This window comes from Parafrankia sp. EAN1pec (assembly GCF_000018005.1).
GTDB classification, from domain to species: Bacteria; Actinomycetota; Actinomycetes; order Frankiales; family Frankiaceae; genus Parafrankia; species Parafrankia soli.
In genome coordinates this window covers 1,708,727-1,734,843 of sequence record NC_009921.1, presented here as the reverse complement: position 1 = coordinate 1,734,843, position 26,117 = coordinate 1,708,727, and the positions used below count along the sequence as shown (strand labels likewise).

The 26,117-nt window shown below is 68.6% G+C and carries 24 protein-coding genes and 3 pseudogenes; 15 read left to right on the top strand and 12 right to left on the bottom strand.

What is annotated here, in order from left to right; all coding sequences use genetic code 11:
• Positions 1-72: 72 nt before the first annotated feature.
• The 4 genes from FRANEAN1_RS07045 to FRANEAN1_RS07030 all read left to right on the top strand — a co-directional run bounded on the left by FRANEAN1_RS07045 (position 73) and on the right by FRANEAN1_RS07030 (position 2,549).
• Entirely contained in the window at positions 73-699 is a 627-nt protein-coding gene (locus FRANEAN1_RS07045) for a CrcB family protein (RefSeq protein WP_020459056.1), read from the top strand.
• A complete protein-coding gene (gene crcB, locus FRANEAN1_RS07040; protein WP_020459055.1) occupies positions 696-1,067 on the top strand; it encodes a fluoride efflux transporter CrcB in 372 nt (123 codons plus the stop codon). The genes FRANEAN1_RS07045 and crcB overlap by 4 nt, the downstream gene beginning before the upstream one ends.
• A gap of 235 nt (positions 1,068-1,302) precedes the next feature.
• Positions 1,303-2,100, top strand: a complete 798-nt coding sequence (locus FRANEAN1_RS07035; RefSeq protein ID WP_347177205.1) for a carboxymuconolactone decarboxylase family protein — start codon at positions 1,303-1,305, stop codon at positions 2,098-2,100.
• Positions 2,097-2,549, top strand: coding sequence for a pyridoxamine 5'-phosphate oxidase family protein (locus FRANEAN1_RS07030; protein WP_020459053.1), 453 nt, complete (start codon positions 2,097-2,099; stop codon positions 2,547-2,549). Before FRANEAN1_RS07035 ends, FRANEAN1_RS07030 begins: the two co-directional genes overlap by 4 nt.
• Positions 2,550-2,603: 54 nt before the next feature.
• Here the strand turns inward: FRANEAN1_RS07030 and FRANEAN1_RS07025 are convergent, their stop codons facing one another.
• The 3 genes from FRANEAN1_RS07025 to FRANEAN1_RS07015 form a co-directional block, all read right to left on the bottom strand.
• The gene (locus FRANEAN1_RS07025) at positions 2,604-3,026 is read right to left on the bottom strand and encodes a TOBE domain-containing protein (RefSeq protein ID WP_020459052.1); all 423 of its coding nucleotides are present in this window, start codon (positions 3,024-3,026) and stop codon (positions 2,604-2,606) included.
• Positions 3,027-3,118: 92 nt separating this feature from the next.
• The gene (locus FRANEAN1_RS07020; protein WP_020459051.1) at positions 3,119-3,775 is read right to left on the bottom strand and encodes a response regulator transcription factor; all 657 of its coding nucleotides are present in this window, start codon (positions 3,773-3,775) and stop codon (positions 3,119-3,121) included.
• Positions 3,772-5,967, bottom strand: a complete 2,196-nt coding sequence (locus FRANEAN1_RS07015) for a GAF domain-containing sensor histidine kinase (protein ID WP_020459050.1) — start codon at positions 5,965-5,967, stop codon at positions 3,772-3,774. Before FRANEAN1_RS07015 ends, FRANEAN1_RS07020 begins: the two co-directional genes overlap by 4 nt.
• Positions 5,968-6,197: 230 nt before the next feature.
• Here FRANEAN1_RS07015 and FRANEAN1_RS07010 point away from each other — a divergent pair, with 230 nt between their 5' ends.
• Positions 6,198-7,016 carry a hypothetical protein gene (locus FRANEAN1_RS07010; protein WP_041255614.1) on the top strand — a complete coding sequence of 273 codons (819 nt, stop codon included), beginning with the start codon at positions 6,198-6,200 and terminating at the stop codon, positions 7,014-7,016.
• A 589-nt stretch (positions 7,017-7,605) separates the two neighbouring features.
• Here FRANEAN1_RS07010 and FRANEAN1_RS38245 read toward each other — a convergent pair.
• Complete coding sequence (locus tag FRANEAN1_RS38245; protein ID WP_020459047.1) at positions 7,606-7,908, bottom strand: helix-turn-helix transcriptional regulator; 303 nt, start codon at positions 7,906-7,908, stop codon at positions 7,606-7,608.
• Positions 7,909-7,974: 66 nt separating this feature from the next.
• Here FRANEAN1_RS38245 and map point away from each other — a divergent pair, with 66 nt between their 5' ends.
• Together map and FRANEAN1_RS38240 are read left to right on the top strand one after the other, a co-directional pair.
• Entirely contained in the window at positions 7,975-8,757 is a 783-nt protein-coding gene (gene map, locus FRANEAN1_RS07005) for a type I methionyl aminopeptidase (protein ID WP_020459046.1), read from the top strand.
• A 71-nt stretch (positions 8,758-8,828) separates the two neighbouring features.
• Positions 8,829-9,086, top strand: a pseudogene (locus tag FRANEAN1_RS38240) (leucine zipper domain-containing protein); the annotation flags it as partial.
• Here FRANEAN1_RS38240 and FRANEAN1_RS07000 read toward each other — a convergent pair.
• Positions 8,969-9,286: a hypothetical protein gene (locus tag FRANEAN1_RS07000; protein WP_198145469.1), complete on the bottom strand. Its 318-nt coding sequence runs from the start codon at positions 9,284-9,286 to the stop codon at positions 8,969-8,971. The pseudogene FRANEAN1_RS38240 and the gene FRANEAN1_RS07000 overlap by 118 nt on opposite strands.
• 580 nt (positions 9,287-9,866) lie before the next feature.
• Here FRANEAN1_RS07000 and FRANEAN1_RS06995 point away from each other — a divergent pair.
• From FRANEAN1_RS06995 to FRANEAN1_RS06985, 3 genes are all read left to right on the top strand, one after another.
• Positions 9,867-10,961, top strand: a complete 1,095-nt coding sequence (locus FRANEAN1_RS06995; protein ID WP_347177014.1) for a cytochrome P450 — start codon at positions 9,867-9,869, stop codon at positions 10,959-10,961.
• A 116-nt stretch (positions 10,962-11,077) separates the two neighbouring features.
• Positions 11,078-12,193 (top strand): hypothetical protein, encoded by a 1,116-nt coding sequence (locus tag FRANEAN1_RS43095; RefSeq protein ID WP_347177013.1) that lies wholly within the window; start codon positions 11,078-11,080, stop codon positions 12,191-12,193.
• Between the two features lie 636 nt (positions 12,194-12,829).
• Complete coding sequence (locus tag FRANEAN1_RS06985) at positions 12,830-14,056, top strand: cytochrome P450 (protein WP_347177012.1); 1,227 nt, start codon at positions 12,830-12,832, stop codon at positions 14,054-14,056.
• 380 nt (positions 14,057-14,436) lie between these two features.
• On the opposite strand, the gene FRANEAN1_RS43090 is transcribed toward FRANEAN1_RS06985, so the two are convergent.
• Together FRANEAN1_RS43090 and FRANEAN1_RS06975 are read right to left on the bottom strand one after the other, a co-directional pair.
• Positions 14,437-14,586 carry a hypothetical protein gene (locus tag FRANEAN1_RS43090; RefSeq protein WP_347177011.1) on the bottom strand — a complete coding sequence of 50 codons (150 nt, stop codon included), beginning with the start codon at positions 14,584-14,586 and terminating at the stop codon, positions 14,437-14,439.
• Positions 14,587-14,694: 108 nt separating this feature from the next.
• Positions 14,695-15,117 carry a YtxH domain-containing protein gene (locus FRANEAN1_RS06975; protein WP_020459041.1) on the bottom strand — a complete coding sequence of 141 codons (423 nt, stop codon included), beginning with the start codon at positions 15,115-15,117 and terminating at the stop codon, positions 14,695-14,697.
• Between the two features lie 531 nt (positions 15,118-15,648).
• Between FRANEAN1_RS06975 and mdlC the strand changes: the two genes are divergently transcribed.
• A complete protein-coding gene (gene mdlC, locus FRANEAN1_RS06970) occupies positions 15,649-17,259 on the top strand; it encodes a benzoylformate decarboxylase (RefSeq protein ID WP_020459040.1) in 1,611 nt (536 codons plus the stop codon).
• A gap of 1,062 nt (positions 17,260-18,321) precedes the next feature.
• On the opposite strand, the gene FRANEAN1_RS06965 is transcribed toward mdlC, so the two are convergent.
• Both FRANEAN1_RS06965 and FRANEAN1_RS06960 read right to left on the bottom strand, forming a co-directional pair.
• On the bottom strand, positions 18,322-19,092 hold the full coding sequence (locus tag FRANEAN1_RS06965; RefSeq protein WP_041255612.1) for a phosphotransferase: 771 nt from the start codon (positions 19,090-19,092) through the stop codon (positions 18,322-18,324).
• A gap of 181 nt (positions 19,093-19,273) precedes the next feature.
• Positions 19,274-20,020 carry a DUF6444 domain-containing protein gene (locus tag FRANEAN1_RS06960; protein ID WP_020459037.1) on the bottom strand — a complete coding sequence of 249 codons (747 nt, stop codon included), beginning with the start codon at positions 20,018-20,020 and terminating at the stop codon, positions 19,274-19,276.
• A gap of 97 nt (positions 20,021-20,117) precedes the next feature.
• Here FRANEAN1_RS06960 and FRANEAN1_RS06955 point away from each other — a divergent pair.
• Positions 20,118-20,532 (top strand): annotated as a pseudogene (locus tag FRANEAN1_RS06955) (carbamoyltransferase C-terminal domain-containing protein); the annotation flags it as partial.
• Positions 20,533-20,718: 186 nt separating this feature from the next.
• Here the strand turns inward: FRANEAN1_RS06955 and FRANEAN1_RS06950 are convergent.
• A complete protein-coding gene (locus FRANEAN1_RS06950) occupies positions 20,719-21,348 on the bottom strand; it encodes a GyrI-like domain-containing protein (protein ID WP_020459035.1) in 630 nt (209 codons plus the stop codon).
• A 458-nt stretch (positions 21,349-21,806) separates the two neighbouring features.
• On the opposite strand from FRANEAN1_RS06950, the pseudogene FRANEAN1_RS06945 reads away from it, so the two are divergent.
• Positions 21,807-22,169, top strand: a pseudogene (locus tag FRANEAN1_RS06945) (MFS transporter); the annotation flags it as partial.
• 203 nt (positions 22,170-22,372) lie between these two features.
• Here the strand turns inward: FRANEAN1_RS06945 and FRANEAN1_RS06940 are convergent.
• Both FRANEAN1_RS06940 and FRANEAN1_RS06935 read right to left on the bottom strand, forming a co-directional pair.
• The gene (locus FRANEAN1_RS06940; RefSeq protein ID WP_020459033.1) at positions 22,373-23,203 is read right to left on the bottom strand and encodes a TauD/TfdA family dioxygenase; all 831 of its coding nucleotides are present in this window, start codon (positions 23,201-23,203) and stop codon (positions 22,373-22,375) included.
• 103 nt (positions 23,204-23,306) lie between these two features.
• Positions 23,307-24,014, bottom strand: coding sequence for a hypothetical protein (locus tag FRANEAN1_RS06935; RefSeq protein ID WP_049795590.1), 708 nt, complete (start codon positions 24,012-24,014; stop codon positions 23,307-23,309).
• A gap of 254 nt (positions 24,015-24,268) precedes the next feature.
• Between FRANEAN1_RS06935 and FRANEAN1_RS06930 the strand changes: the two genes are divergently transcribed.
• On the top strand, positions 24,269-25,054 hold the full coding sequence (locus tag FRANEAN1_RS06930; protein WP_020459031.1) for a hypothetical protein: 786 nt from the start codon (positions 24,269-24,271) through the stop codon (positions 25,052-25,054).
• 19 nt (positions 25,055-25,073) lie between these two features.
• Positions 25,074-26,030: an LLM class F420-dependent oxidoreductase gene (locus tag FRANEAN1_RS06925; RefSeq protein WP_020459030.1), complete on the top strand. Its 957-nt coding sequence runs from the start codon at positions 25,074-25,076 to the stop codon at positions 26,028-26,030.
• The last annotated feature ends 87 nt before the right edge of the window (positions 26,031-26,117 follow it).

The window sequence follows — 26,117 nt, the reverse complement described above, 5'->3', positions numbered from 1 at the left end:
CCTGGGGAGAACCGCGACGGCGTCGCCAACGGTCCCTGCCAGTAGCTGTTTTCCGCTGGTAGGAGGCCCGCCATGTCCGAACCCGTTGCCCGTCCCGGCCGCTCGGACGTCGATGCTCCGCGGCCCGTCGTCCAGCCCGGCGGGGCATCCGAAACCGTGGCTCGGCCCGTCGACCCCGATGTCGATCTGTCCGATCCCGAGGAGCGGGCGGAGCTGCGGCCGAGTCCCTGGCCGGTTCTCGCCGCCATCGCGGCCGGCGGTGTGCTCGGCGCGCTCGCCCGGCATGGCCTGGTTGTGGCCTTCCCGCACGAGGCGGCCGACTTCGACCGGGCCACGTTCGCGATCAACACGTCCGGCTGCCTGCTCATCGGCGTGCTCATGGAGCTGGTCGGGAGCGTCTGGGCCGGGCGCCGGCTGGTCCGGCCGTTTCTCGGTGTGGGCGTGCTCGGCGGCTACACCACGTTCTCCGCCTACGTCGTGGACGTCGAGCGTGCCGTCGAAGCGGACGCGCCCGGCACCGCCCTTCTGTTCCTCTTCGTGTCCCTCGCCGCCGCGCTCATCGCGGTCACCGTCGGTTCAGGTCTCGCCGCGCGGCTGCTGCGCTCCCGCGACCGCTCCCGTGACCACTCCCCTGACCGCTCAGCTGATCGCCCCCGCAGCGCCGCTCACGGGGCTGGTGAAGTGCGGGGTGGACGGTGACAGTGCTGCTGGTCGCGCTCGGAGCGGCGGTCGGGGCACCACTGCGCTACCTCACCGACCGGGCGGTCCAGAGCCGGCACAGCTCGGTCTTCCCGTGGGGCACCCTGGCCGTCAACACCGCCGGGTCCCTGCTGCTCGGGTTCCTGGTCGGCCTGCCGGCGTCGTCCGAGGTGCTGTCCGTTGCCGGTACGGGGCTGTGTGGCGCGCTGACGACCTATTCGACGTTCAGCTACGAGACGCTGCGGCTGGCCAGGGACTGGACCCATCGCCACGCCGTCGCCAACGTCATCGTGAGCCTGACCGTGGGTCTCGCGGCCGCCTTCGCCGGGGTCACGCTCGGGCAGGCGGTCGGCGGGTCCGCGGGCTGACCCGGGCCCGGCAGCGACTCTGGACCCGGGAAAGTCGCCTGCCTTAGATTGCGATCGACCGATTGAACGCAGTCCGGAGAAGCAGTCCGGAGGAGCGGAGCCGTCCATGACAACGGAAGGCACCGCGCAGGCGGGGCAAACGGGGCACGCGGGCGACGAGCGGGACCCCGCGCAGGCAGACGACGAGCGGGATGCAGGACGCACCGGCGTGGCCGAGCGCGTGTTCCGGGAGGTCATGGCCACCGAGGCGCCACCGGCGCTGACTCCGTTCGAGGCGGCGGCGCGGGACTTCGTCTTCGGTGAGGTGTGGCGCCGGCCCGGGCTGAGCCGACGGGACCGGCGGTGGGTGACGCTGACCTGCGTCGCGGCGGCCGACGCGCCCGGTCCGATCGACGCGCACGTCTATGCCGCCCTGCGCAGCGGTGACATCGAGATCGCGGAGATGCTCGAGTTCGTCCTGCACTTCGCGGTCTACTGCGGATGGCCGAAGGCGTCCCACCTTGAAGGGGTCGTCGGCCGGCAGTGGGCGCGGGTCCAGCGGGAGCGGGGGGCGGAGCCGACGGGATGGCCCCCGCTGGACGTCCCCTCGTTCGAGACCGGCGACTGGAACGCGCGGTTGGAAGGCGGCAGGGCCGAGTTCGCCGATGTGAATCTGATGCCGGCGCCACCCTCGGACACGCCGTACCGCCAGGCCGGGATTCTGGGTTTCGTGTTCGGCAACGTCTGGCGGCGGCCCGGTCTCACCCGCCGGGAACGCCGGATCATCACCGTCGCCTGTGTGGGGATCGACGACTCCCCGATGCCGCTGCGGACGCACGTCGACGTGGCGTTGCGCTCCGGCGACCTCACCAGCGCGGAGATGGATGAGATCGTGCTGCAGTTCGCCGTCTACTACGGTTTCGCCAAGGGCGAGGCCCTCAGCGACGCCGCTGCCGCAGCTGTCACTACGGTCGATGCTGTCACCGCCGCCACCGCTGTCACCGGCGGCGAGGCGGGCACCGCGGGAAGTCCGCACCTGGAGGAAAAACGATGAAAGATCAGCGTCGAGGTCGCAAGATCGCCATGAGCCCGGCCGAGGTCGATGCGTTCCTCGCCGAGGAGCGAACCTGCCGGGTGGCGACGACCAGCGCGGACGGGCCACATCTGACGCCCCTGTGGTTCGTCTGGGACGGGCAGGCGCTGTGGCTCAACTCGGTCGTCAAGAGCCAGCGCTGGACCGATCTCGAGCGTGACCCGCGGGTGGCGATCGTCGTGGACACCGGTCACGAGTTCACCGAGCTGCGCGGGGTGGAGATCCGCGGCCGGGCCGAGAGCGTCGGCGAGGCCCCCCGCGTTGGCACCCCCGACCCCGGCCTGGCCACGCCGGAGCTGCTCTACGCCCGCAAGTACGCCGGCCGCGACGAGATGCACTACGACGGCCGGCACGCCTGGCTGCGGGTGACCCCGGAGAAGATCACAAGCTGGGACTTCCGGAAGATGTGACCGGCGGCTGGACGTCGGCGTCGGCGTCGGCGCATGGTTGTCGCGGCGCGGGCGTCAGAGTGCGGAGAAGGCCACCTCGGTTGACTTGATCAGTGCGGTCACGGGCAGGCCCGGGGCAAGCTTGAGCTCGTCGGCGGAGGCGCGGGTGATCGCCGCGGTCAGCTCGATGTCCGTGCCGAGGTCGATGCGGACGAGCGCCATCGCGCCGCCTGTGTCGATGCCGACCAGTGTCCCGCCCAGTCGGTTCCGGATGGTCAGGCCCGACGTCTCTCCCGTGGCGAGCGAGACGTCCGTCGACTTGACCAGCACCTCGACCGCCGAGCCGATGCCGATGCCGACGTCCTTGATGGCGTCCATGGTGACGGCCGATGTCAGGGTGTCGCCGTTCGCGAGGGCGATGCGGACAGTGCCCATGACAGCACCACTCGTGATATCAGCGACGGTGCCAGCCAGCCGATTACGGATGCTCAAGGTCATGGCTGGACATTAACGGCGTCCTGTTGCGGGCTGGTTGCGCCAGGCCATGCGCACCCTCCTCACCCGCCCGTTCGGGCCGTCGGGAGGGTGGGTCATGGTTCACCCAGGCCGGCGCGGCGGGCTCGCAGGATTGCCGCCGTGCGGTCCGGGGCGTGCAGTTTGGCGAGGATGTTGGAGACGTTGTTGGCGACGGTCTTCGGGGTGAGCTGGAGATGGCGCGCGATGCGGCTGTTCGGCCAGCCGTTCGCCAGCAGGCTGAGTACTTCGCGTTCCCGTTCGGTGAGCTCGGGGAACGGGGCGTTCTCCGCAGGTGGGCTGGTGAAGGTGCGCAGTACGCGGTGCGCGACGTCCGGTCCGAACACGGCGTCGCCGCGGGCCACGGCCCCGATGGTGCGTACGACGTCCTTCTGCTGGGCGCCTTTGAGCAGGTAGCCGCGGGCGCCGGCGCGTAGGGCGGCGAAGACGAACTCGTCCTCGCCGTACATCGTGAGCATCACGACCGCGATCGTCGGCTGTGCGGTGGTGATCCGGCGGGTTGCCTCGACCCCGCCGATCCCGGGCATCTCGATGTCCATGAGCACGACGTCGGGGTGCTCCGTGCCGGCGAGGTCGACGGCCTGCTCGCCGGAGGTCGCCTCCCCGACGACGGTGAGGCCGTCGACGGAGTCGATCAGCGCGGACAGGCCGTCCAGCACGAGGCGGTGGTCGTCGGCGAGGAGCACCCGAATGGTGGCGGGGGGTTCGGTCACTGCTGGCTCCTCGTGAGCATTCCGGTGACGTCGGTGTGCGCGGATGAAGAAGATCCGTGATCCCTTTCTGGAGCGACCACGGCGGCGGACCGGGGTATCGCGCTTCCGGCGAGGGAGAGGGGGAGTTCTACCAGGACCCGGCCGCCGGTAGCGGTGGGTCCGGCGATCCAGCTGCCACCGAGCGCGGTCGCCCGTTCCCGCATCGAGGTCAGGCCGACCCCGGGTGCCCATGTTGCTCCGCTCCCGCTCCCGCTCGCGGTGCCGCCTGTCGCGGTGTCGCCTGTCGCGCCGTCTCCTGTCGCGCCGTCTCCGGCTGTTCCGTTGTCGCGGATCTCGACACGCAGGTGATCGACGCAGGTGATCGACACTTCGCAGGACGACGCCCGGGCGTGCCGGGTGACGTTCGTGATGGCTTCCGTGATGATCCGGTAAGCGGCGATCTCCACCGCCGCCGGCAGCGGCGGCAGGGATTCGGGCGCCGACACCACGACCGGGACCGCGGCGTGCCGAAGCTGCTCGCGCAGCGCGGGCAGCAGCCCGAGTTCGTCGAGGACGGGCGGCCTCAGGGCGTAGACCAGGCGGCGCAGGTCGGCGAGGGCCGAGGTGAGGTCCCGCCGGACCGAGTCGAGCAGGTTCCTGGCCCGCGCCACGTCCCGGTCGACGAGGTTGCCGGCGGCGTCCACCTTGGTCGCGGCGGCGGTCAGCGTGGGTCCGAGACCGTCGTGCAGGTCGTGGCGCAGCCGGCGGCGTTCCTCCTCCGCCGCGCTGACGATGCGCTCGCGCGAGCGCATCAGCGCCTCGGTGAGCTGCACGTTGCTGGCGGCCACCGCGACCTGGCGGGCGATGTCGGTGAGCAGGCGGTTCTCCCGCGGAGCCAGCGCGTTCTGCCCGGCCCGCAGGCTGACGACGAGCGCGCCGATGTCCTGCCCCTGATGCACCAGCGGGAAGCGGACCGACGCGCCCGGCCGCGCGGCCTCGCCGTGGGTGATGGAACGGGCGGAACCGTCGTCGCCGCGCATCTCCACCGCGGCAGACGGCAGCCGCAGCGCCCCGACCAGGGCTTCGAGCAGGCCCGGCAGCAGGGTCTGTACGCTGCCCGCCGCTTCCAGGCGCGCCGCCACCCCGGTCACCACGGTGTACGGCTCGTCGCGTTCGCCGTAGAGAAAGCGGTTCACCATGCGTTGCACCCGGTCGCGTGCCGGGGCGAGGCTGAACGCCGCGCCGACCGCGGCGAGCACCGTGGACGTCCCGCCCACCTGCTGGCCGAACGCGGCGAGGACCGCGACGCCGGCCGCGTACACGACGGCCACGAACGCGGTGAGCAGCGTGTATACGAGCGTGCGGTTGAGGACCGCCTCGATGCCGTAGACACGGTTCGCGAGCACCACGGCGACGACGACGACGAGTTCGACCACGGTGCCGACACTGCCGATCAGCTCTCCGGCAGGAAGCGCGACGACGACGGGGGTGAGTACGATCGCGGCCGTGTTGATCACGGCCAGCCAGCGCAGCACCTGGCGCAGCTCGCCGTCCGCCCGCGTCCAGCGGACCACCATCACGGCCGACCCGAGCAGCAGGCCCGAGGAGAACAGCGCGACCGGCAGCCAACCGGGGATGGCATCCACCCCGATCGGATTGGTGAGACCGGCATAGACCGGCGGAGACTCGCCGGACCTGAAGGACCACAGCGGCCCGCTCAGCCAGCCCACGGCACACAACCCGACGCTGACCGCCGCGACCCGCCCGATCCAGCCGCGGGGGAACCGTCCCTGCGGGAACGTCGCCCAGATAATCACCAGCACGAGGGGCTCCAGCGCCCCACACGTGGAGCCGGCGAGGAGCGCCGGCGCGGCCCCCGGCAGATCCCGCCCGCCGAACACAGTGAACACCGCCCAGCCTGTGCCGGCGGCCGCCGCGCCGTGGCCGATCGCGGCGGCCAGAGCCAACCAACCAAACGGAACCTCCGGCCGGCGCACTGCCAGCAGCCATCCGGCCGCCACGAACGGAACCGCGAGGACGACCTGGGTCCAGCCCGCCATGCTCGCGGAGTCCCCGGACGGCGTGAGATCCCCATGCCGGTTGGCCACGGCCAGCACCCCGCCGGCGACGGCCAGCGCGAGCCCGGCCAGGGCCAGGACGTGCGCGGCCCGTCGACGCCCTGACCGCGCCGGCGACGGATCCTGAGCGAACACGTCCAAGCCAGCTCCCTCACCTAGACCCGTGGGGCGCGCAGGATCGCATGATCGCACCCCGTGGAGACCCAGTGTGCGGGACCGCTGATCCCGTCCGCCTCGGGAATTTCTCCCGGCCGTTCCGGGAACGCGCACCCGTGCCGGCGGGACGGTTCCACCCGAATGATCAGCCTGTCGCCGCGACCGGTCAGCAGGACCGGCCCGGCCCGGGATCCGATCGGGAGACAACGATGAAAACCCACAGCATCGCCGGCCAGGCCCGCCGTCGATGGATGATCACCGCCGGTGCCCTCGGCCTCGGCGCGGTCGTCGCGCTCGCCGGCTGCTCCGACTCCTCCGGCACGGCGGGCGCGGCAGAGACACGCGGAACCACGACGGCTCCCGATGCCTCGACCACCGACGCCACGCAGGCGGCCTGCACCGCCCAGTTGGCGAGCAACTGGGTCGGCATCCCGGGAATCGACCCGGACGCGCCGCCGCCGAGCGCCACCGAGGTCCAGACCTGGGCGGCGTCCATCGAACCGCACCTCGGGCCGCTGCGAGCGGGCGTACCCGGCGACGTGGCGAGCCAGGTCGACGTCCTCGCCGAGACCGTGCGGGGCGCCGCGGAGGGAAAGCCGCCCGCCGACCCCGACGGCTCCGTGAACACCGCGCTCACCGCCGTCAACGCATGGGCTCATGACACCTGCGGCTACACCACGCTCGACGTGACCAACAGCGACGGCAGCGGCCTCGCCGGTGTCCCAGCCTCGCTTCCCGCCGGCCCGGTCGCACTGAAGTTCACCAACACCGGCGACCCGGCGAAGGCCGGATTCATCCTGCTGCTCGGCAAGGTCCGCGACGGCGAGACGGCCACCGCGGCCGACGTGCAGTCCGGGAAGACGAACATCGAGGCTGTCGCCGACATCGTCGCCGTGGCCCAACCGACCGGTTCCGATCCCGCCTACGGCCTCACCACGCTCGCCGCCGGACGCTACATCGTCAGCACCCCCCTCGGGGCTCCCCCGCAGTTCAGCGGCGTCATCGCCGCCGGCTTCGAGGTAACCTGACGCCACGCGGCACCATCACGCACGGCGAAGCCACCGACCAGGGTGACCACGAGTACCCGGACGGACGACGGAAGCTTTTGACGATGTGCCGGGCGGGGATCTCCCCCGGTGGCCCGGGACGGTTCTCCCGCCCCGGGCCACCGGATTCCCCGAACCGGCGGAATTCGTCTCGACCGTCGTCGAATCTCCTGACGGGAAACGATCCGATGACGCCCTTCGGTCAGGCGTCGCGCGTGGATTCGTCGTCGGGGAGTCGGCATGCGAATTCACCGTGCAGCATCCGCCGGGCGCGCCAGAGCAGTCGATGACCACGCGTGTCCACGCACGTTTCATGGCCCGCGACTGCTGACGGGGCTTGCTCTCGCCCATGCAGCACCCTCTCACAACGGCATCGTCCACAGCCCGCGTCCTATTGCCGCCTACTTTCCGCTGGGCGATCCCGTTCGGGTGCGGGAGTATGCGGACATGGCCGCCCAGGTCGCGGAGGCGTCCCGCACGCTCGCCATCCCCGCCGGCGCATACCGGTGACCACGTCAGGCGCCACGGACCCGATCGCGGACGACTGGCACCGCTTCGCCGGGCTCGAGACTCACGAGGCCAACCGCTCGCGTGCGTTGCGACCTGATCTTGTGGGTTCGACCTCGCCGTCAGGCTGGTTGATCTCGGCCCACACTTCGTCGAGGGAAAGGCTGAGGACATCGGCGATCGCCGCGATGGTCGGGAAGGCAGGGGTGGCTACGCGACCAGACTCGATCTTCCGAAGGGTTTCTGGTGAGACACCTGCATCCAGCGCGGTATCGAGCATCGAGCGCTCCCCCCTGGCCCGACGCAGGAGGGCGCCGAGGCGTTGCCCGCGCTCGACCTCTGCCGGAGTGAGCGGCAACCTGACCATGACTCCGATTATAGTACCGGTATAATATGGCCGGTATAGTTATTGGTAGCATGAGAAGGGCGCCGCATGATCGAGATCCTGAGCCCGGCCAAGCTGGCTCAAGCAAAGGACACAGGCGCCCTGGTCGCCGACATTCTGCAGACGCTGAAGAGCCGCAGCACGGTCGGCACAAGCCTCCTGGACATCGATCGGTGGACCAAGACCATGATCGTCGAGGCTGGGGCGCAGTCCTGCTACGTCGACTATGAGCCGTCCTTCGGACGCGGGCCGTTCGGCCACTACATCTGCACGGCCGTCAACGACGCCGTGCTCCACGGACTGCCCTACGACTACACGCTTGCCGACGGCGACCTGCTGACGCTCGACCTCGCCGTCTCCAGAGACGGAGTCGCTGCAGACTCCGCCATCAGCTTCATCGTGGGCGACTCAAAGCCCCCGGAGAGCGTCGCGATGATCAACGCGACCGAACGCGCGCTGTACGCAGGGATAACCGCTGCCGGCCCCGGGGCTCGCATCGGCGACATCTCCCATGCCATCGGCTCCGTCCTCGGCGAGGCAGGGTACCCGATCAACACCGAGTTCGGAGGTCATGGCATCGGATCAACGATGCACCAGGACCCGCACGTTTCGAACACCGGACGGCCCGGCCGTGGATACAGACTGCGCCCTGGGCTGCTGCTCGCACTGGAGCCGTGGGTCATGGCGGACACCGCCGAGCTCGTCACCGATGCCGACGGCTGGACCCTCCGAAGCGCGACAGGCTGCCGGACAGCACACAGTGAGCACACGATCGCCATCACCAACGACGGAGCCGAAATCCTCACCTTGCCAAAGCAGGTGCAGCCGTGAGGTCGGAGCGACCCGTTTCCCTCCTCTCCAAGCATTTCACCGCGAATCGTCGGTGAAATGAAAGGCTGCCAATGTCTCACGTCAACGCCGCCCTGACTCCTTGACACCGTCTCACCGTCGCTCGTCTCGTCGTCGACGACGGGTGGCCGATCAGCGAGGTCACGGCCCGCTTCCAGGTGTCCTGGCCCACTGTGAAGCGGTGGTCCGACCGCTACCTCGCCGGCGAGCCCATGCACGATCGGTCGTCGCGGCCCAAGTCCTCGCCGAACAAGACCAACCGGTCGACAACGAAACGGTGCGTCAGCCTGCGAATGCGTCTGGAAGATGGGCTACGCCTTCCCTGATGGGGATGCAGGTGTGCCACCAGGAGCCGTGCGTGCACCAGGTCGAACTGCGCATGCGGAAGGTCGTCGACCATGACGTCCATGCACCGGACCTCGACCCCGTCAGGCAAATCGTCGAGAAAGCGAACATCGCGGTCAACCGCGAGGACGTGCCCCTCGGAGCCGGCGACATCAGCCAGCGCCATGGCGATGGAGCCGGCGCCCGCCCCGACCTCGAGGAGCGATGCCCGGTGCCGATGCCCAGGGCGCTCACGAGTCGCATGGTCCCCGGATCCCACTCTCGTGCCATCGTCTGGAGACGTGTGCGCTCGCCCGGATGCCCCTGGTCCAACACGTAGGTCGACAACCAACTCTCCCACCTGTCGCATCGAAACTATCCGGCGTTCACAAGGGGCCCGGTGGACACTTTACCTCCGTTCCGCCGGCGCTCACACTTCTGTCAATCCGTTTTCGTTATCGGCCGATTGACGGTCCAATGGCGACACAGGGTACGGAAATTCATATGTCGAGACCGCGTTGACGTCACCGCGACCGGATCGGTTCAAGAAATGTTCACTTCGCGGCAATCGGCGAGGGCTGTCATGGTCGGCGTTCTGTCGACATGATTCCCGCGATAACCGTGCCGAGAAGAGGGACGTGGACGTGTCCGCTGCGCCGCAGGTTGTATTCGATGCCTTTGCTCCTGTGTACCGATCCAACCCCTACCCGCGATACGCGTTGGTTCGCGAATCCACCGCCCTATACCCGATCAATCCGCAGATCGCCATGGCAACGCGCTACGAGGAGTGCTCGGCGGTTCTCACGGACGCGCTCTGGGGCCATGGCTACGAGGACGGCATCAACCCCTTCCGCCCCGGGGTGGATCCCGACGACGTCCCGGGCTCGATGCTGCGGATGGACCCGCCGGACCACACCCGGATGCGGGGGCTGGTCAAGCGGGCGTTCGTCCCGCGCCACACCGAAGGGCTCCGACCACGGGTCGAAGGTCTCGTCAACGAACTGATCGACACCGCGATCGAGGCCGGCGAGGTTGACCTGATGGAGGCCCTGGCCCGGCCGTTGCCACTCACCGTCATCGGGGACATGCTCGGCATCCCGCCGGAGGACTACACCGCGGTCAAGAAGTGGTCGCTGGAGATCGTCCGTGGCACGGACCCGGACATCCTGCAGTCACCCGAGAGCCTGGCGCGTCGGCCTGAGGCGATGCGGGAGTTCGAGGCGTACTTCGCCGGGCTGATCGCGCAGCGGCGCAAGGACCCTCGCGACGACCTGCTGAGCGATCTCTGCGCGGCGCAGGAACGCGACTCCGTGCTGAGCGACCGCGAGATGCTCGGGCTCTCCGTAGGGCTGCTGATCGGAGGCTACGAGACCGTCTCCGACCTGATCGGCAAGGGCCTGGTGGCCTTGTTGCGCAACCCCGACCAGGTCGCCCTGTGGCGGTCCAACCCGGAACTCGCCCCGTACGCGGTCGACGAGCTTCTCCGCTACGAGCCGCCGGTGCAGTTCACCCATCGGGTCGCGCTGGAGGAGCGGGAGCTCGCCGGGCGCGCTTTCGCCCGGGGCGAAGGTGTCGTCGTCCTGATCGCCGCCGCCAACCGCGACCCGGCCGTGTACAGCGATCCTGAGCGCCTGGACATCACCCGGTTCGCCGGGCGTTCCCCCGCGCCCCGCCACCTCTCGCTCAGCGAGGGCATCCACTACTGCCTCGGCGCTCATCTCGGGCGGCTGCAGACACAGATCGCGGTGGACACTCTCCTGCTCCGTGCGCCGGGGCTGTCGCTGACCGACGACGAACCCGTGTGGCGCGACACAGTCGCCATCCACGGGCTGGACACCCTCCCAATCCGCCTGCGGGACTGAGCGCCGTCGGCATCCAGCGCACCGCCCCCGGCCGTCCCATGCCGTCAAGGGACATCGCTGCTGCTGGCTACATGCGAAGTCCGCGAGCTAAATCCACAGAAAGCAGAGAGATATTGATGAGCGTGGACGAAACCACCGAAGGGTGTGTGACCGACGCGAACGGCAACCTGATCGCGTACGGGGCGACCAGCTGCATGGTGTCACAGCTCGAACCCTCTACGGACGTCAACGTCTCCCCTCCCGCTGCCGCGCCGCATACCACCTTCGATGAATTCCATGCGTTCGATGTGTTCGACCCCGAGCACTGGCCGAACCCGTATCCCCGGTACGCCATGGCCCGCAAGGCCAGGCCGCTCATTCGCACCCCACTGGGCGTGCACCTGGTGACCAGATATCAGGACTGCGCGACCATTCTCCAGGACAACAACTGGAGCCACGCCCACAAGGCCGAGTTGTTCCACCCTGGCGTCGAGCACGTCGACCTGCCAACGTCCTTCCTCTGGATGGATCCGCCCGATCACACGCGGCTGCGTGCACTGGTGAGCAAGGCGTTCACCCCACGCACCGTGGCCAACCTGCGGCCGCGCATCGAGCAGCTCGTCAAGGACCTGTTCGACGCGATCATCGAGGCCCGAGAGGTCGACGTGATCAGTGCACTGGCCTACCCGCTACCGCTCACCATCATCGCCGAGCTGCTCGGTGCACCGGCCGAGGATCACCCGGACCTCCAGCGCTGGTCGCGGGCGCTCGCCCGTGGCTTCGACCCCGAACCGCTTCTCTCGCCGGGGAACGTGACGCACGCACCCATGCCGCCCGTGAGTTCGTGGCCTACTTCCGCCGACTGGGCCCCGGGTAACGGGGTGTCCGGAACTCGACGAGCTGGTAAACATGCTCTGTCGGTTGTGAACCCGGTGTCCACGAGGCGCCGACTGGTGACGGCCGGAGTCGAGGAGACCGACGACTGGTCGGGATGGCTGCGTGAGCGCCGCCACGACGACATTCCGCTTAGCCAACGCGAGAACCCACACGAGCGGGCAGTGCGCTCGACGACGAACACGGCAGGTCGTACCAGCGGGCGTAAAGGTGGTCCTCGGTCCCGCCGTACGGAACCAGGGTGCCGTTATCGTTCAGCGTGTAGTTGTAGCCGGTGTAGAAGTTGTTGTCGACGCTGCCGTACCACTCCGACCAGCCGGGCGGAACAGCAGATCGGCGTCGGGGCGACCCGTCGGTGAAGGTCAGCCCGGAGTCCCTGATCAGGGCAGCCGTGTGCGGCATCGCATCCCAGTAGGGCGACGTCATCTGGCCGAGGTCGTCAGCGAGGATGAGGACGAAGTTCGGCCGCTCGGTCGTGCTCGCCGCGTTGAGCGCTGACAGCGTGCCGGTGGTGCCGGTGGTGCCGGTCGGGCCGTCCGGTGAACGCGCGGCCAGCCCGGTGGCGGCCGTCACGGTCAGCGCGACGACGCCTACCAGCCTCGCGCTCCCGAGGCGGGCCCGCCGGCCGAAACGCCGGTGCCGCGCCATCACCGATCTCCCGCCTCGCCGCCTACCCCGCGATCATCTGTACCCGGTGCGACCAAGATGTGGGAATCCTGAGATCGGCCCCACCCCGTGGGCCCCGGTCGCTGTCCGCGCACATAAGAAGTGCGGCAGAGTACGACGGCGGCCTGGTACGGAGCCTGTTCGACGGGAACCGATTGAATGATTGAAAGTTGTCGTCCCAAGGAGCGGCGGCTGATTTTTGCGTGCGCGCACGTGTCGGACAGGATTTCGTATGTCGTGCTGTAAGAACGTCCGGTCGCCGCGGGGTGGGCCGGTGCCTGCAGCGACGTCGCGCGGGGAGGGGACGGTCAATGACTACGGTGGGTGGCATGGACACATCCGAGGGAGGCACCTCCGCGATCATCGCCGCGGTGACGGCGACGCGGCTTGCGGACCCCTACCCTCGGTATCGGGAGATCCGTGAAGTCGGCGCCTTCATCCCCGGTGAGATCGCCGACCGCACAGTCACTCTTGTGACCCGTCTCGCCGAGGCCTCCGCCGTCCTCGCGCATCCCGCGGTTGGGCACGGCTACACCGACGGCATCAACTATCGCACGGGAATGGACGACGGCCTCGGTTCACTGCTACGGGCGGACCCGCCCGATCACACCCGGCTGCGGCGCCTTGTGGGCAGGGCGTTCACCCCGGCGGTCATCGAGGCCCTGGCTCCGGAGGTCACCTCCCTCGCGAACGTGCTGCTCGACGAGGCGATCGAGCGTGGCGAGATCGATGCGGTCGCGGCGTTCGCGCGTCCGCTGCCGTTGCGGTTGATAAGCCGGCTGCTGGGCGTGCCGGCCGCGGACGAGGAGGAGTTCGGGGGGTGGGCGGACGCGCTGACCCTCGGACTGGACCCGCACTACCTGCTGACCGATGAGGCGAAGGCGGCCTGTAACCGGGCGGCCGTGGAATTCGACGCCTACTTTCTCGACCTGATCGCCCGTCGCCGCAAGGAACCGCGCGACGACCTTCTCAGCCGGCTCGTCGCCATCCATGACCGCGGTGACATGCTCGCCGAACGGGAACTGCTCGAACTGTGCACCCTGTTGCTGGTGGCCGGCTACGAGACGACAGCGAATCTCATCAGCGGCGGGATTCTCGCGCTCACACGGAACCCCGGGCAGCTCGCGGCACTACGTGCGGATCCAGCCCTCGTCGGACCCGCGGTCGAGGAGATGCTTCGGTTCGACCCGCCGGTGCAGTTCATCGCCCGCACCGTCCTCGCGGACGCCGAGATCGGCGGACGTCCGTTCGCGCGCGGTGACGGTGCGATCATGATGATCGGGGCTGCCAACCGGGATCCGGAGGCGTTCGACGAGCCCGACCGGTTCCTCGTGGCTCGCCACACCAGGTCCGACCGGACGCGGCGCCATCTCGGGCTCGGCGTCGGAATCCACTACTGTCTCGGCGCGCCCCTCGCCCGCCTCGAAGCGGAGATCGCCTTTCGGGCACTGTTCAGCCGCACCAGCTCGTTCGCGCTGGCCGAGGACACTGTCGCCTACCGGGAGCAGATCGTCGTCCGTGGACTGAAGAGACTCCCGTTGCACCTCTCGGCCTGAGCGGGGCGCTCCGTCCGGGACGAACCCTGCCGGTCACGGCATTAGGGCGTGTATCCAGTTGTGATCTTTCTGTGGGATTCGCTCTCGTGGCGGGGCCTGATCCGGCGATGTCCAGCGGGTCGTCGAGGTTGATAGCCGATCTAATGATGTTCGGGTAGCGGTTCGTATTGTGGACGGTTCTGTCCACCTGATCGGCGGGGGCCTGTCCAGAACGGACAAGCCCCTGACCAGGCGCAACGCCGAGGGCCTTCACTCTCCCGCCGCCTTCAGCGCCGCTGGTGCAGACATGGTGCGGACGAACCGTTTGCGAGGGATCGCCGCCGTGACCGTCTCCGCCGCCTGCCCGGTCGACCGGAGCAGATGCACGTAAGTGTTACCGGTCATCGACGGCGAAGAGTGACCGAGGATCTTCGCCCGATCTCGTCTCCCACCGCCAGGCCGACGGGCAGCGGCTCGGCCAAGTGCAGCACCGACCGCATGCCCTGGACAGCGATGAACCCGGCGATGCGGCGGGCGTCGGCGAAGAGCACCCCTGCGTTGACGGCGGGATGTCTGCCAGGTCGTACAGGCCGAGCCACGCCCGCGCGCAAAAGCCGAGCAGGGCGTCACCAACCGAACCCGGGGCAATGAGATGGGGATCAGGTGCTGACGGCCGCAGCGTCGGCGCGAGCCAAGGTGGCGTCCAGGACGGCGTACTCGGCTTCTTCCACAGCGGCGATAGCGAAAGAGATCGCGCAGACGGCGTCGTCCTCCGCGTACTCCGCGCGCCGCTCGGCACGCTGGGCGTCGCGCTCGGTCTGCTTCTGTTGGACCTCAGCACGCACCTTGCTCACGTGGTCCTTCCAGCGCTCCTGGATCTCGCTCCATCGACTGGAAGCCTCCTGGGTCACGTCCGTGGCCTTCTCACGAAGCTCGCTCGCATGCTGCTCGGCGTTGGCACGAGCCTGCTCGACTTTGGCCGCCAGCTCCTCACGAGTCTCGGTCTCGGCAACATCCGCAGCATCCTCAGCTGCCTTGGCACGCCTCGAGAGGTAGGCCAGTTGCTCGGACAAACGGGCCATAATTCTCACCCTTCCGTCGTCTTCCTGCACAATCACATGACAGTCACGCTAGCGCGGATTCCTGGCTGGCGCAGGTCCACCCCAACGACGGCGACCATCACAACCTACATCCCCATTACAGTGATTTGCAACCATCTGTCGACGTCAGCCGGCTCGAAGTACAGCGGAGATCCGCCACCCAACAGCGGGTGAACGCGCGGCACGCCGAACAGCCTCCAGCCGCGCACTCCCCAGTAGACTTCCGGCGAGCTGATACTTCCTATGCGCAGCGAAAATTAATACCGCTGTTCACGAAAGCGGTATTGTCCGGTTTTCCTGCGGACCGTCCGGGCAGGAGGTAAGTGACGCCTGAGCCGGGAGGGATGCCCGCAAGGGTTTTCGTGAGCCCGACGCGCTGCCCGGATACGCGGATTACGTCATCCTCGCCCGGCAGTCTTTCCGGATGCGCGCTGACGAGGCGTTGATGTACGACTGCACGATCCGCAGTTTCCGGCTGGTCGTGAGGTCGACCGAACCGAGGAGCGCTGATAGATGGTGGGTGAAGGATCAACGGTTCGCACGGTGACCTACGACCTGCTGAGGTCGTTGGGGATGACCACCGTCTTCGGTAACCCCGGGTCTACCGAAGAGCCGTTCCTCCAGAAGTTTCCGGACGACTTCACCTATGTTCTTGGTCTTCAGGAGGCGTCCGTTATCGCCATGGCGGACGGTTTCGCGCAGACCACGCGGCGTCCGGCGCTGGTGAACGTGCATTCTTCCGCGGGTCTTGGTAACGCCCTCGGCAACCTGGTCGCGGCCTACCGCGGCCATACGCCGCTGATCGTCACGTCCGGTCAGCAGCACCGCGAACTGGTGATCGGTGAGCCTTACCTCGGCAACCGCGACGCAACGAACCTACCCAGACCGTGGGTGAAGTGGGCCTACGAGCCGGCCCGCGCCGAGGATGTCCCCGAGGCTTTCATGCGCGCCTACGCGGTGGCGCTGCAGCCGCCGTCGGGCCCGGTGTATCTGTCCATCCCGCTCGACGACTGGAGCGTTCCCCTGGAAGGGCCCGCCGTTCTGCGCAGCGTGAGCACCACCTGCGCGCCTGATATCGAGCGGCTGCGTGGCTTCGCCGAACGCCTCTCCGCGAGTCGGCGTCCTGCCCTGGTCTTCGGCCCCGAGGTGGATCGTAGCGGCGGCTGGCACGCTGCCGTCGCGCTGGCCGAGAAGCTGCGGGCATCGGTGTACGGCGCGCCGCTGCCGGACCGAGCCTCGTTCCCCGAGAACCACCGCCTCTATCAGGGCCCGCTGGGTATGTCGCTCAAGGCCATCAGCGACCGGCTGACCGGGCATGACCTCGTGACCATCATCGGGGCCGAGGTGTTCCGCTACTACCCGTACGTGCCCGGGGACATCCTGCCCGCCGGCACCGAATTGCTCCACATTGCCGCGGACCCGGCGATGACCGGAGCGGCACGCGTTGGCGACAGCCTGCTTGGCGACCCCCGACTGGCCATCGAACTGCTCACCGACATGGTGAAGGATGGCGCTCGTACTCAGCCCGAGCCCATGCCGCGGCCCCGCAAACTGCCCACGAAGCCGAGCAGCCCGCTGACGCCGGCGGAGGTCCACGCGACCGTCAGTACGGCCCGCCCACCGCACGCCGTCCTCGTCTACGAGTCGACTTCGAGCATGGCGGAGCAGGTCGAGTGGCTGCCGACCATCGAGCCTGACTCGTTCTTCGCCACGGCCAGCGGTGGTATCGGCTGGGGTGTGCCTGCCGCGGTCGGCGTGGCTCTCGGGGACCGCGATCGCGGCGTAAGGCGCCCGGTGATCGGCCTGATCGGTGATGGGTCGTTCCAGTACTCCGTGCAGGCCATCTGGACTGCCGCGCAGCACTCGCTGCCGATCGTGTACGTCGTGCTGCGCAACAAGGAGTACTCGATCCTCAAGTCCTTCGCCGAACTGGAAAGGACGCCCGGTGTGCCGGGGCTGGACCTGCCCGGGCTGGACATCGCGGCGGTGGCACGGGGCTTCGGCTGCCGGGCAGTCGACGTCGAGACCACCGCTGCCCTGGAAAAAGAGTTCGCGGTCGCGCTGGAGGCCGGCACCACCACTGTGATCGTGGTGCCGACCCAGCCGCAGAAGGCCGCGCTCTGACCCGACGCTGCGGCATCCTCGCAGCACTGCTGCACAGGACGGGACAGTCGTCCTCGCGTCGCCCCATGAGTACTACGCCGGGGACTACCAGGCCGCCTTGGACTTCGCTCGGGAAGGCCGCCGGGTCGCCGGTCAGTCGGCCCAGGCAATCCGGCTCGCTGTGAACGGCGAGGCACGCGCCCTCGGCCGGCTCGGTGACCGCGCCGGTGTGGACCGATCCGTGGGCGAAGCGTTCAACCTGGCCAACCAGCATCCGGCACCCGACGGGATGTCGCCCTGCATCTCCTTCGGGCCTTACAGTACGGCCCGTGTCGCAGCGAACGCCGCGACCGCCTACGTCTCCCTGGGCGAAACGGCCAGGGTGCGCGAGTATGCGGACATGGCTGTGCAGGTAGCCGACCGGTCCCCACTGAGCTGGTCGCCCGTGCCAGGCCATGGCAGCAGATCGGCCCGGTCACCGAACTCGCGGAGGCGTCCCGCGCGCTTGCCTTCCCCGTCCCCGCGCAACGGTGACCACGTCACCCGCCACGGACCCGGTCATGGACGGCTGACACCGCTTCGCCAGCCTCGACCGGCTCGACAACCACTGGGACCGGCCCGGCTGGACGTCCGGACGCCGCTCGTACCACTGGATGCTGACCTTCGAGGACGCCACCGAGCTGCACGCCCTTGCCGACCGGTGCCAGCGGCGGTTACGCCTGCCGGTCCTCGACCCGGTGCCGCCCGACGGGCTGCATAGGGATCGCCTACTGCAACAGTCGGACCGACGCCCATCCGATCATCACGGCCGTCAGAGACCTCCGGGAACTTTCCGCCGTCCGCGTCACGGTCGACGCCGTCGCGCTGGTCGAACTACGCCGTGAGGAACGCGCGTACCGGTGGGACCCGGTGGCCTGCGTACGCCTGTCAGCGCCTGCTAGGTCTAGCACTCCATCCGCTAGACCTAGCAGCACCTCTAGCAACGAATACCGCCCCTGACCTGGGCTCTAGCAGCCTAGCGGGGGTCCGGACGAACACCTGGAATCGGGCTCTGGGGTGGCTCCGAGCCCCTCCCCGCTGCTGCTAAGATCTGCGACGCCAGCCATGGGCCTGCCCGGAAGATCCACTTTGGTCGCCGAGCCGGCCGTGGTTGTCGGCCACCCACTGGTAGGCGGCACGGACATCCTCCATGGCGCCAGCGTCGCGTAGGCGCACCGCTGCCGGGTCGCCCGCCAGCGCTTCTGACTGAATGCCACGCCAGCAACGATCTTGCCACCACAGGATCGTCTCGATCAGTGGCGCACGCCGGTGCAGGCCGTAGGCGTCACGGATCAGCCGGATCCTCCGGGCCGCCTCGTCCATGTCGGTCGCAGCGGGGCCGAGGCCGAGGAACTGCCAGCAGACGTGCGCGACGTCATGGATCCGTTCCCCGGGCGAGGCCAGATCCCAGTCGAGGAAGGCGACAGGGCGTAGCCCATCGCCGAGGTCGCGGTAGACGGTGTTCTTCGGCGCCAAGTCGTTGTGACAGACAACCTCGCTCCCAGCGGCCAGTGGCGTGCCCGCAGTCAGATCGTGAAACCCGCGAACCAGCTCGGCGACCCCGACGAGGCTCTCATCGGACGTAACGGCGGCAGGCTGCTCAGGCTCCCAGGCGACATGTCCGGGCAGGAAGCTGAGGACCTCCCGGCCACGCTCGTCGACACCGAGGAATCGCGGCGCGCCACCCCAGCCACGCCGCGCCAGGAAGGCGAGCGGCTCGTGCACGAAGTCGGCGCGCTGCGGCAGGGGTCTGTGCACCGTGTCGCCGCTGCGGACGACGGTGTTCACCCAACCGCCTGACAGGGGCACATCCATCACGTCGGCTCGGCTGCGTCCGCGGCCGAAGCCGTCCACGACGCGGGCACTGGCAGGCCGCGGCAGGCGGTCCAAAGAATCATGGGGGTAAAGTTGGGGTGATCTTCACTTCAAGATCTTTGGAATCTCGCTAACATGGCCCCTGACCTGGGCGAACGTGCTCCCGCGATAGGACTCGAACCTATAATCTGCCGGCGACCCGTAGCCCGGTCTCGTCCGCGCCGATCACCTCGGCGGCGGCGAGGTGCTCGCGGATGGTGGTGAGGAAACCCTCCAGGTCGGCGGCGGCGCGGGCGGCCATCGCCGCGACCGTGCCCGCGGACAGGGGGATCCCGACCAGCTCGGCGAGCGCGGTCGCGGTCCGGTCCTTCGACAAGAACTGGCCGGAATACAGGTAGACCGCCGCCGCGGTCACCCGCGGCCCGTACTGCACCGGGGCGTCCACCCCGGCCGGTGCGGTGGCCTTCGTGCGTGTCCCGCAGCCGCATTCCCGTTCGAGGAGCTGATGTTCGGTCACGTGCGGGCGTAGGTCGGGCAGGTCGAAGACCTGCCGGCGTTCGGTCCGGGTAACGGGCCGGCCCGACAGCGACGTCCCGCACCCCGAGCACGGCCCCGGCTCGTGCGCCAGCCGCACATCGGGATCGGCGACCATGCGTAGCGTCGATCCGGGATGGCCGTTCTGCCCACCGGGCCGCCGGCCGGTCTTCTTCCGCAGCGACTTCGGGGGTGGCTTGGCCAGCCCGTCCGAACTCGGTGGCTTCGCCGAGTTCCGCGACGTCTTGGCGACCTGGGCCTCCAACTCGGCTATCCGCGCCCGGGCCTGTTCCAACTCGGCCCGCAACTGCGCGATCAGGGCCGCCTGTTCCACCACCAGCGCCGCGAGCTCGTCATACGACGGCACCGACGGTGCGGGCGGATCATCGGACACACCCGGACCCTACGGTCTGATCAACCACGCGGCGCCAACACTCCCGGGTCGCCGGGTCATCGAGGAGCCCCAACCCGCCGCGAAACCAAAAACAAACGATCTACGAGACCTGACCAGTTACGCACCGGGAGCGGTTCCGGCCTTTCGCTCCCGTGATCCTCCAGGATCTCGCGCCTCACGTGTTCGAGCTCGGAAAGAAGCGGTCCTCCCCGTACATGACCTTCGTAGTTCCGGTACGGCCCGAATATCAGGAGCGCATTCAAAGCGCCTGCCATGTCGATGGCACCTCGCGGCTCCAGACGATCACCGAGCAGGACAACCCGCTGCTCGCGGAACCGCTGCGCCTGTTCACGGAATTGACCGGAGTACCCTGTCTGATCAACACCTCGTTCAACGTCGCCGGAGAGCCGATTGTCTGCTCTCCCGTGGATGCCCTGTCCTGCTTCCTTAAGACAGAGATGGATCACCTGATTCTCGGCAACTTTCTGGTCTCCCGCGATCTGGACGACTGAACACGCATCGGGCTCATGCCGATGCAGCGCTCATAATGACCGTCAGATCCCCGCACCACGAATCTGCCACGTCCCGAGCCACTCCTGACCGGGTTATCTTGTGGTGATCGTAGCGAAGGAGAAGGAGAACTCCCGGCGCGCGTGGGAGGTTCAACGTCTGGCCCTCCCGGGAGGCCAGCGATGCCCCTACTCTCGAGCGGCACCAACCGGCTGCCGGATAATCGTGCGCAGCCGGCTCGGGTCCGTCCGGCGGGCATCTGATAGATAGATTTCATGGTGACGCCCCCGAGGGGCGAGACCTTCGGCCGGCATGAACTCGTCGTGCATCCGGGAGATGGTGGGGCCCTCTTTGTCATACGGTCCTACGTAGAGAGTCTGAACGCACGTGCCCTCGAGAAACTCCTCGAACCGGACCTTCTTCACTGCGTCAAGGTCCTTCTTCTTCTCGTGGACCCGTTCCAGCGCCGCATCAACGATCTCCGAGGTGATCCAGTCGGGCTGGAAGATCATGAGGGTCCAGTCCCAGCTGCCCTTGTCTCGAGTATGGAAGACCTGCAGGTCCTTCGCGGACCACAGGCCCTCAAGCGGAGCAACGGTGTGCGTCCGCTTCAACTCGTCCTTGGCCACGGCACGCACGGCGTAGGAGGTCGTGTAGAGCGCGGTGACCACCCTCACGTACTCCGGTGAGGTGTTGGGATCGCCATGGCCGTCCGCCATGAGGAAATGCGCCCGCGCGACGTCGACGATCTCGAACTTGTCTCGCTTCGACGAATAGAGCCTGGGACGTTCCTTCTTGACGTCGAAGTTGCTGCGCATCAGTGAGTTCCTTCCCACGCATCGAGCGGTTTCGCTGTCCTCAATCCTAGTGCTGTAGTCAGGCGTCGTAGACTGTCGGGTGGATGTGTCGCAGCAGACTTCGGGCAGGTTTGCGGGTCTGACCTGGCGAGGGCATCTGATCGTTCACGATGAGGCCGCCGGCGTTCCGGTTGAGGAGAAGGTCCGGACGGTGCTGTCAGTTCTTGCTGGTGAGGTGACCGTCGCGGAGGCCGCGCGGCGGGCGAAGGTGCCTGAGCGGTCGGGCGGGACCTGGAAACGGCAGCACCTGGAGTCATCCGCGCTGTCTCCGCCGAGCCGTCCAGCCCGAGCACGCACTGCTCAACGCAGCACACCTCCGGACCAGGACAAAGATCTAGCGAAGTCCGGCCGACTACCTGCGATGGTGTTTTCCCGCGAACGGGCGGCAGGAATCGCCGCAGCCGGAGAGGTGGAAGCCGATGGCCGAGCCGACCAGCCGCCGTAGGATCGCCGTTCTCGCGATCTGCTGCACGAGCCTGCTGATCGTCGGGCTGGACAGCACTATCGTCAACGTCGCGCTGCCCGCGCTGCGCCGCGATCTGGGGGCATCACCGGCGGGTCTGCAGTGGACCATCAACAGCTACACCCTCGTGCTGGCCAGCCTGCTCATGCTCGGGGGTTCGACCGGTGACCGGCTGGGCCGCCGCCGGATCTTCCAGACCGGGCTGGCCCTGTTCACCGTCGGATCCCTGCTGTGCAGCCTCGCGCCCGGGCTTGGCTGGCTGGTGGTGTTCCGCATCGTGCAAGCTATCGGCGGCTCGATGCTGAACCCGGTGGCGATGTGACTCGTCCGACGCTACTGATTGAGGTGCTGCCCGTTTCTCGGACGGCACTGTTGCACCGGCGAAGTCCACCATCGCGGCTACCGATCAGTCATGATCGAATGATGCGCCGACGTCGTGACAGCGATCGTGAGTACCCGGCGGCCGGTGCCGGCGGAGCCTGCTGACCGGATCGGCCGCCCGCCGAGCGCTCGCTGCAGGCGTCACTGGATTGGTTCGTCCCCGAGGAGCGTCGAGCGGTGCATCTCCCGGGGCGACGTGGGGTCGTAGGGGCTGACACGGTGCAGGACGCCGCGGTTGTCCCAGATCACGGTGTCGCCCAGGGACCACTCGTGCCGGTACACCAGTTGCGGCGCGGTGGAGCGGGCGAGCAGGCCGTCGAGGAGCTGCTGGCTGGCCGCGTCATCCCAGCCGACGACGTGGGAGGCGGTCGCCCCGAGCACCAGCGAGTTGCGCCCCGAGCCGTGGCGCCAGATCAGCGGATGCTCGCGCTGGGGGCGGGACTTCATGTCCGCCGCGACCTCCGGCGTCGGATTCGGGTTCCTGCGCAGCTGGAGTGCCTCGAAACTGTGCAGCACACGAAGCTGTGCGTACTGCTCCTTCTCCTCGGCGGTGAGATTCTCGTAGGCGACGTAGGTGCTGGCGAACTCGGTCTGCCCGCCCTCCTCCGCGAGCGTGTGCGCGGTGAGGACTGTCGCCTTGTTCGGGATCACGTCGACGGTTCCGTCGATGTGCCAGTCGAACGTGCCCTTCAGATACTCGGCGATGGCTGTCTTCGCCGGGTCCAGACTGACCACGGTGATCTCCGGAATCGCGTGACTGGCCCAGCTCTGGACCGCCCCGAGCTTCCGGCAGAACGCGACCTGGGTGGCGTCGTCGAGATGAAGGTTCCGGAAGACGAGCACGCCGTTCTCTTCGAGGGCGTCCAGGACGGCTCCGGGCAGTGTCTCGTCCGATAACAATCGGGTCGCGTCGAGGCCGAGGATCTCGGCGCCGACGTGCGTGCTCAGCTTGTTGAGTGTCAGGACCGCCATCGTGCTCCTCTCGCCGGTCGAGCTGGTGAACGTCCAGCTTGACTAGGCTTACCCAGGTCCGGCGGTCGCTGTGTCGTGCACGCCGCTGTGCCGACTGCGGTTGTCATGGCAGGAATCGTCCCCAGTCGTAGGAGACGAGTGTGTGGAAAGGCGCTGCCAGGAGGGGTTCCAGCCCGGTCTCCTGCCACCGCTTCTCCAGGACGGGCTTCAGTCGGTCGCCGACCGTCGCCGGATCCTCGTCCAGGAAGCAGTAGGCGATCTGCAGACCGGCGTTGTCCCGCGTCGTGTAGGGAGGCTCCATCGGCGCCGCGCCGCCCCACCACAGCCCGCCGACGCCCGGCACGTCCACCAGCGGCGCCGGGGACGCCTCGCCGCGCTCGACGAGGAGATACACGCCCTTCGCGGGCCACCAGGGCAGGACGTCGGCGCCGACCTTGACCCGGGGAGCGGCGATCGCGCCGTCGAGCCGGTAGACCGCCCGCTCCACCAGTGGCAGCAGGTAGGGTGTCCGCCCGGCGTCGATCATCGCCATGTTGAGGTCGTTGAAGGACGGCAGGCCGGCGATGTCGGTGAAGAAGTAGTTCATGACGTGGTCGGCCGCCGCGTACCGCTCGTCGGAGGCCGCGCGGGCGGCCCGGCAGGCGGGCGTCGAGACGATCCGGAACGAGGCCCGCAGCGACGCCAGGCGGTGCTGCTCCGGCCGGTGGTCGAGCGAGTGCCACTCGAGGTAGTCGGCGTCGTGGCCGTCGGGGTGGCGCGCCGACATGGATACGTACATCGTGGTGACGTTCGTTCCGCCGTTGGCCAGCATGGCGGGGACGTCGTCCGACGGCGTGCCTACGAGGACAGACACCAAGGATCTCCTCTTACGCCTGGATACGGGCGTGCGACGGCGGCGCTGACCGGGGCACCCAGCCGGCGGCGTGGGGAAGGCCAGTACGACCGTAGGACCATCCTCGCAACCACATCAAGGTCTTGACAACCCATTACGTCAAGGTATTGATACTCGATACCGTGGCCGGTGCGCCCGTCGTGAGGCCACGGCGCAAGACAGAGGAGTCCTCCATGTCGGTCATCCCACCCGCCGTCGGTAACCTCGCCAACGGCGGCGCGCGTTCGTTGTCCGGTACACCGTCGGACGACGCCCCGGAGATCCTCGCGACCGGGCGCACGGACATCACCACGCTCTTCGTCTCGATGTCGGGCCGCCACCCCGACGGCCACGATGCCGACTACCTGGCCTGGCACACCCTCGACCACCGGCCCGAGCAACAGCGCCTGCCGGAGCTGCGCACGTCCCTGCGCCTGGTCTCGACGCCCGCCTGCCGCGCCGCCCGGGCGGCGGCCGTGCGCCCCTACGACGGCGTGGACCACGTGATGACGTACTTCTTCGCCAGCCTCGGCGGCCTGGACGGCTTCAACGACCTCTCGGTCGCGCTGCGCAGCGCCGGCCGGACCCCGTTCGTCCTCCCGGCGCTCCAGCGCGGCGTCTTCACCGTCGCGTCCACGGCCGCGGCGCCGCGGGTCAAGGCGGGAGCCGACGTCCTCCCGTTCTGGCCGGCGGTGGGTGTCTACCTGCTCGTGGAGCAGGGTTCGGCGCCGGCCACCAGGCTTGTCGACGTACCTGGTGTCGGCGGGGTGTGGTCCGCGGACGCGACACCGAACCCTCTCTCGACCGTCGAAGCCGGTGCGCGGATCACGTACTGCTTCCTCGATGACAACCCGGTCGACACCGCCGAGCGGCTGCGTCCCGTGCTCGAGCAGCGCTGGGCCGCGACCGCGGTCTCGCCGTTGCTTGCTGCTCCGTTCCACTCGGTCGTGCCGTATGCGTGGGATCGGTACGTTCCCTGATCTCCGGAAAGAGGACACGATGCGTATCGGCTCCATGCTCGGATCAGACAAGGAACGGTCCGCCGCCGACCGGTTGGCGGGACTGGTGGCCGACGTGCAGACCGCGGAGCGCGCCGGCTTCACGTCCCTGTGGATCCCCCAGATTCCCGGCTATCTCGACGCCATGACCGCGATCGCTCTCGCCGGCTCGGTGACCACGACCATCGAGATCGGCACCGCGGTCGTTCCGTTGCAGACCCGCCACCCTGTCTCGATGGCCCAGCAGGCGCTCACCACCCAGTCCGCCTGCGGGGGCCGCTTCACGCTCGGCCTGGGGCCGTCACACCACTGGATCGTCAAGGATCAGCTCGGTCTGCCCTATGACCGCCCGGCCGGGCTTCTGCGGGACTATCTTGCGGTGCTGAACGGTGCCTTCGCCGGCACGGGGATGGTGGACGTCGACAACGCCAACTACCGGGTGCACAGCCCGATGGACGTCGCCGGACCGTTGTCGGTGCCGGTCGTCATCTCGGCCCTCGGGCCGGTCATGCTCCGCATCGCCGGAGAGCACGCCGCCGGCACGATTCTCTGGATGGCGGACGAGCGGGCCATCGCCGACCACATCGCGCCGCGCATCACGAAGATCGCCGCGGAGGCCGGCCGGCCGACACCGCGGGTGATCGCCGGCGTACCCGTGGCGCTGTGTGGCACCAACGAGGTCGACGCCGCGCGCGCCCACGCCAGCGAGGTGCTCGGCCACGCCGACATCTCGCCGAACTACGAGCGTCTGCTCGAGCACGGGGACGCCGAAGACGTCGGAGACACCATGGCGGCCGGGGACGAGACCGCGGTGACCTGGAGGCTGTTGCGCTACCGGGACGCCGGAGTCACCGACCTGGCGGCCCGGATCGTCCCGCTCGGCGACGATCCCGCATCCCGCCTGGCCTCGTGGCGGCGGACCCAGGACTTCCTGGCCACCCTCTGCCCGGAGCTCTAGCCGCCCACAGCGACAGCTCCCGGCTGACGGGTTCTGCTCGGCTGCGCGGCCGGTCTCACCGGAGCCCGCCGGGCAGCCGCAGGGCGG

What these genes read in the sequence shown, in the direction of transcription:
- FRANEAN1_RS07045 (WP_020459056.1), top strand. Translation starts at nt 73, where the DNA reads ATGTCCGAACCCGTTGCCCGTCCCGGCCGCTCGGACGTCGATGCTCCG.
- FRANEAN1_RS07035 (WP_347177205.1), top strand. Translation starts at nt 1,303, where the DNA reads ATGGCCACCGAGGCGCCACCGGCGCTGACTCCGTTCGAGGCGGCGGCG.
- FRANEAN1_RS07030 (WP_020459053.1), top strand. Translation starts at nt 2,097, where the DNA reads ATGAAAGATCAGCGTCGAGGTCGCAAGATCGCCATGAGCCCGGCCGAG.
- FRANEAN1_RS07025 (WP_020459052.1), bottom strand. Translation starts at nt 3,026, where the DNA reads ATGACCTTGAGCATCCGTAATCGGCTGGCTGGCACCGTCGCTGATATC.
- FRANEAN1_RS07010 (WP_041255614.1), top strand. Translation starts at nt 6,198, where the DNA reads ATGAAAACCCACAGCATCGCCGGCCAGGCCCGCCGTCGATGGATGATC.
- FRANEAN1_RS38245 (WP_020459047.1), bottom strand. Translation starts at nt 7,908, where the DNA reads ATGGTCAGGTTGCCGCTCACTCCGGCAGAGGTCGAGCGCGGGCAACGC.
- map (WP_020459046.1), top strand. Translation starts at nt 7,975, where the DNA reads ATGATCGAGATCCTGAGCCCGGCCAAGCTGGCTCAAGCAAAGGACACA.
- FRANEAN1_RS07000 (WP_198145469.1), bottom strand. Translation starts at nt 9,286, where the DNA reads ATGGCGCTGGCTGATGTCGCCGGCTCCGAGGGGCACGTCCTCGCGGTT.
- FRANEAN1_RS06995 (WP_347177014.1), top strand. Translation starts at nt 9,867, where the DNA reads ATGGCAACGCGCTACGAGGAGTGCTCGGCGGTTCTCACGGACGCGCTC.
- FRANEAN1_RS43095 (WP_347177013.1), top strand. Translation starts at nt 11,078, where the DNA reads ATGAGCGTGGACGAAACCACCGAAGGGTGTGTGACCGACGCGAACGGC.
- FRANEAN1_RS06985 (WP_347177012.1), top strand. Translation starts at nt 12,830, where the DNA reads ATGGACACATCCGAGGGAGGCACCTCCGCGATCATCGCCGCGGTGACG.
- FRANEAN1_RS06975 (WP_020459041.1), bottom strand. Translation starts at nt 15,117, where the DNA reads ATGGCCCGTTTGTCCGAGCAACTGGCCTACCTCTCGAGGCGTGCCAAG.
- mdlC (WP_020459040.1), top strand. Translation starts at nt 15,649, where the DNA reads ATGGTGGGTGAAGGATCAACGGTTCGCACGGTGACCTACGACCTGCTG.
- FRANEAN1_RS06965 (WP_041255612.1), bottom strand. Translation starts at nt 19,092, where the DNA reads ATGGATGTGCCCCTGTCAGGCGGTTGGGTGAACACCGTCGTCCGCAGC.
- FRANEAN1_RS06950 (WP_020459035.1), bottom strand. Translation starts at nt 21,348, where the DNA reads ATGCGCAGCAACTTCGACGTCAAGAAGGAACGTCCCAGGCTCTATTCG.
- FRANEAN1_RS06940 (WP_020459033.1), bottom strand. Translation starts at nt 23,203, where the DNA reads ATGGCGGTCCTGACACTCAACAAGCTGAGCACGCACGTCGGCGCCGAG.
- FRANEAN1_RS06935 (WP_049795590.1), bottom strand. Translation starts at nt 24,014, where the DNA reads ATGCTGGCCAACGGCGGAACGAACGTCACCACGATGTACGTATCCATG.
- FRANEAN1_RS06930 (WP_020459031.1), top strand. Translation starts at nt 24,269, where the DNA reads ATGTCGGTCATCCCACCCGCCGTCGGTAACCTCGCCAACGGCGGCGCG.
- FRANEAN1_RS06925 (WP_020459030.1), top strand. Translation starts at nt 25,074, where the DNA reads ATGCGTATCGGCTCCATGCTCGGATCAGACAAGGAACGGTCCGCCGCC.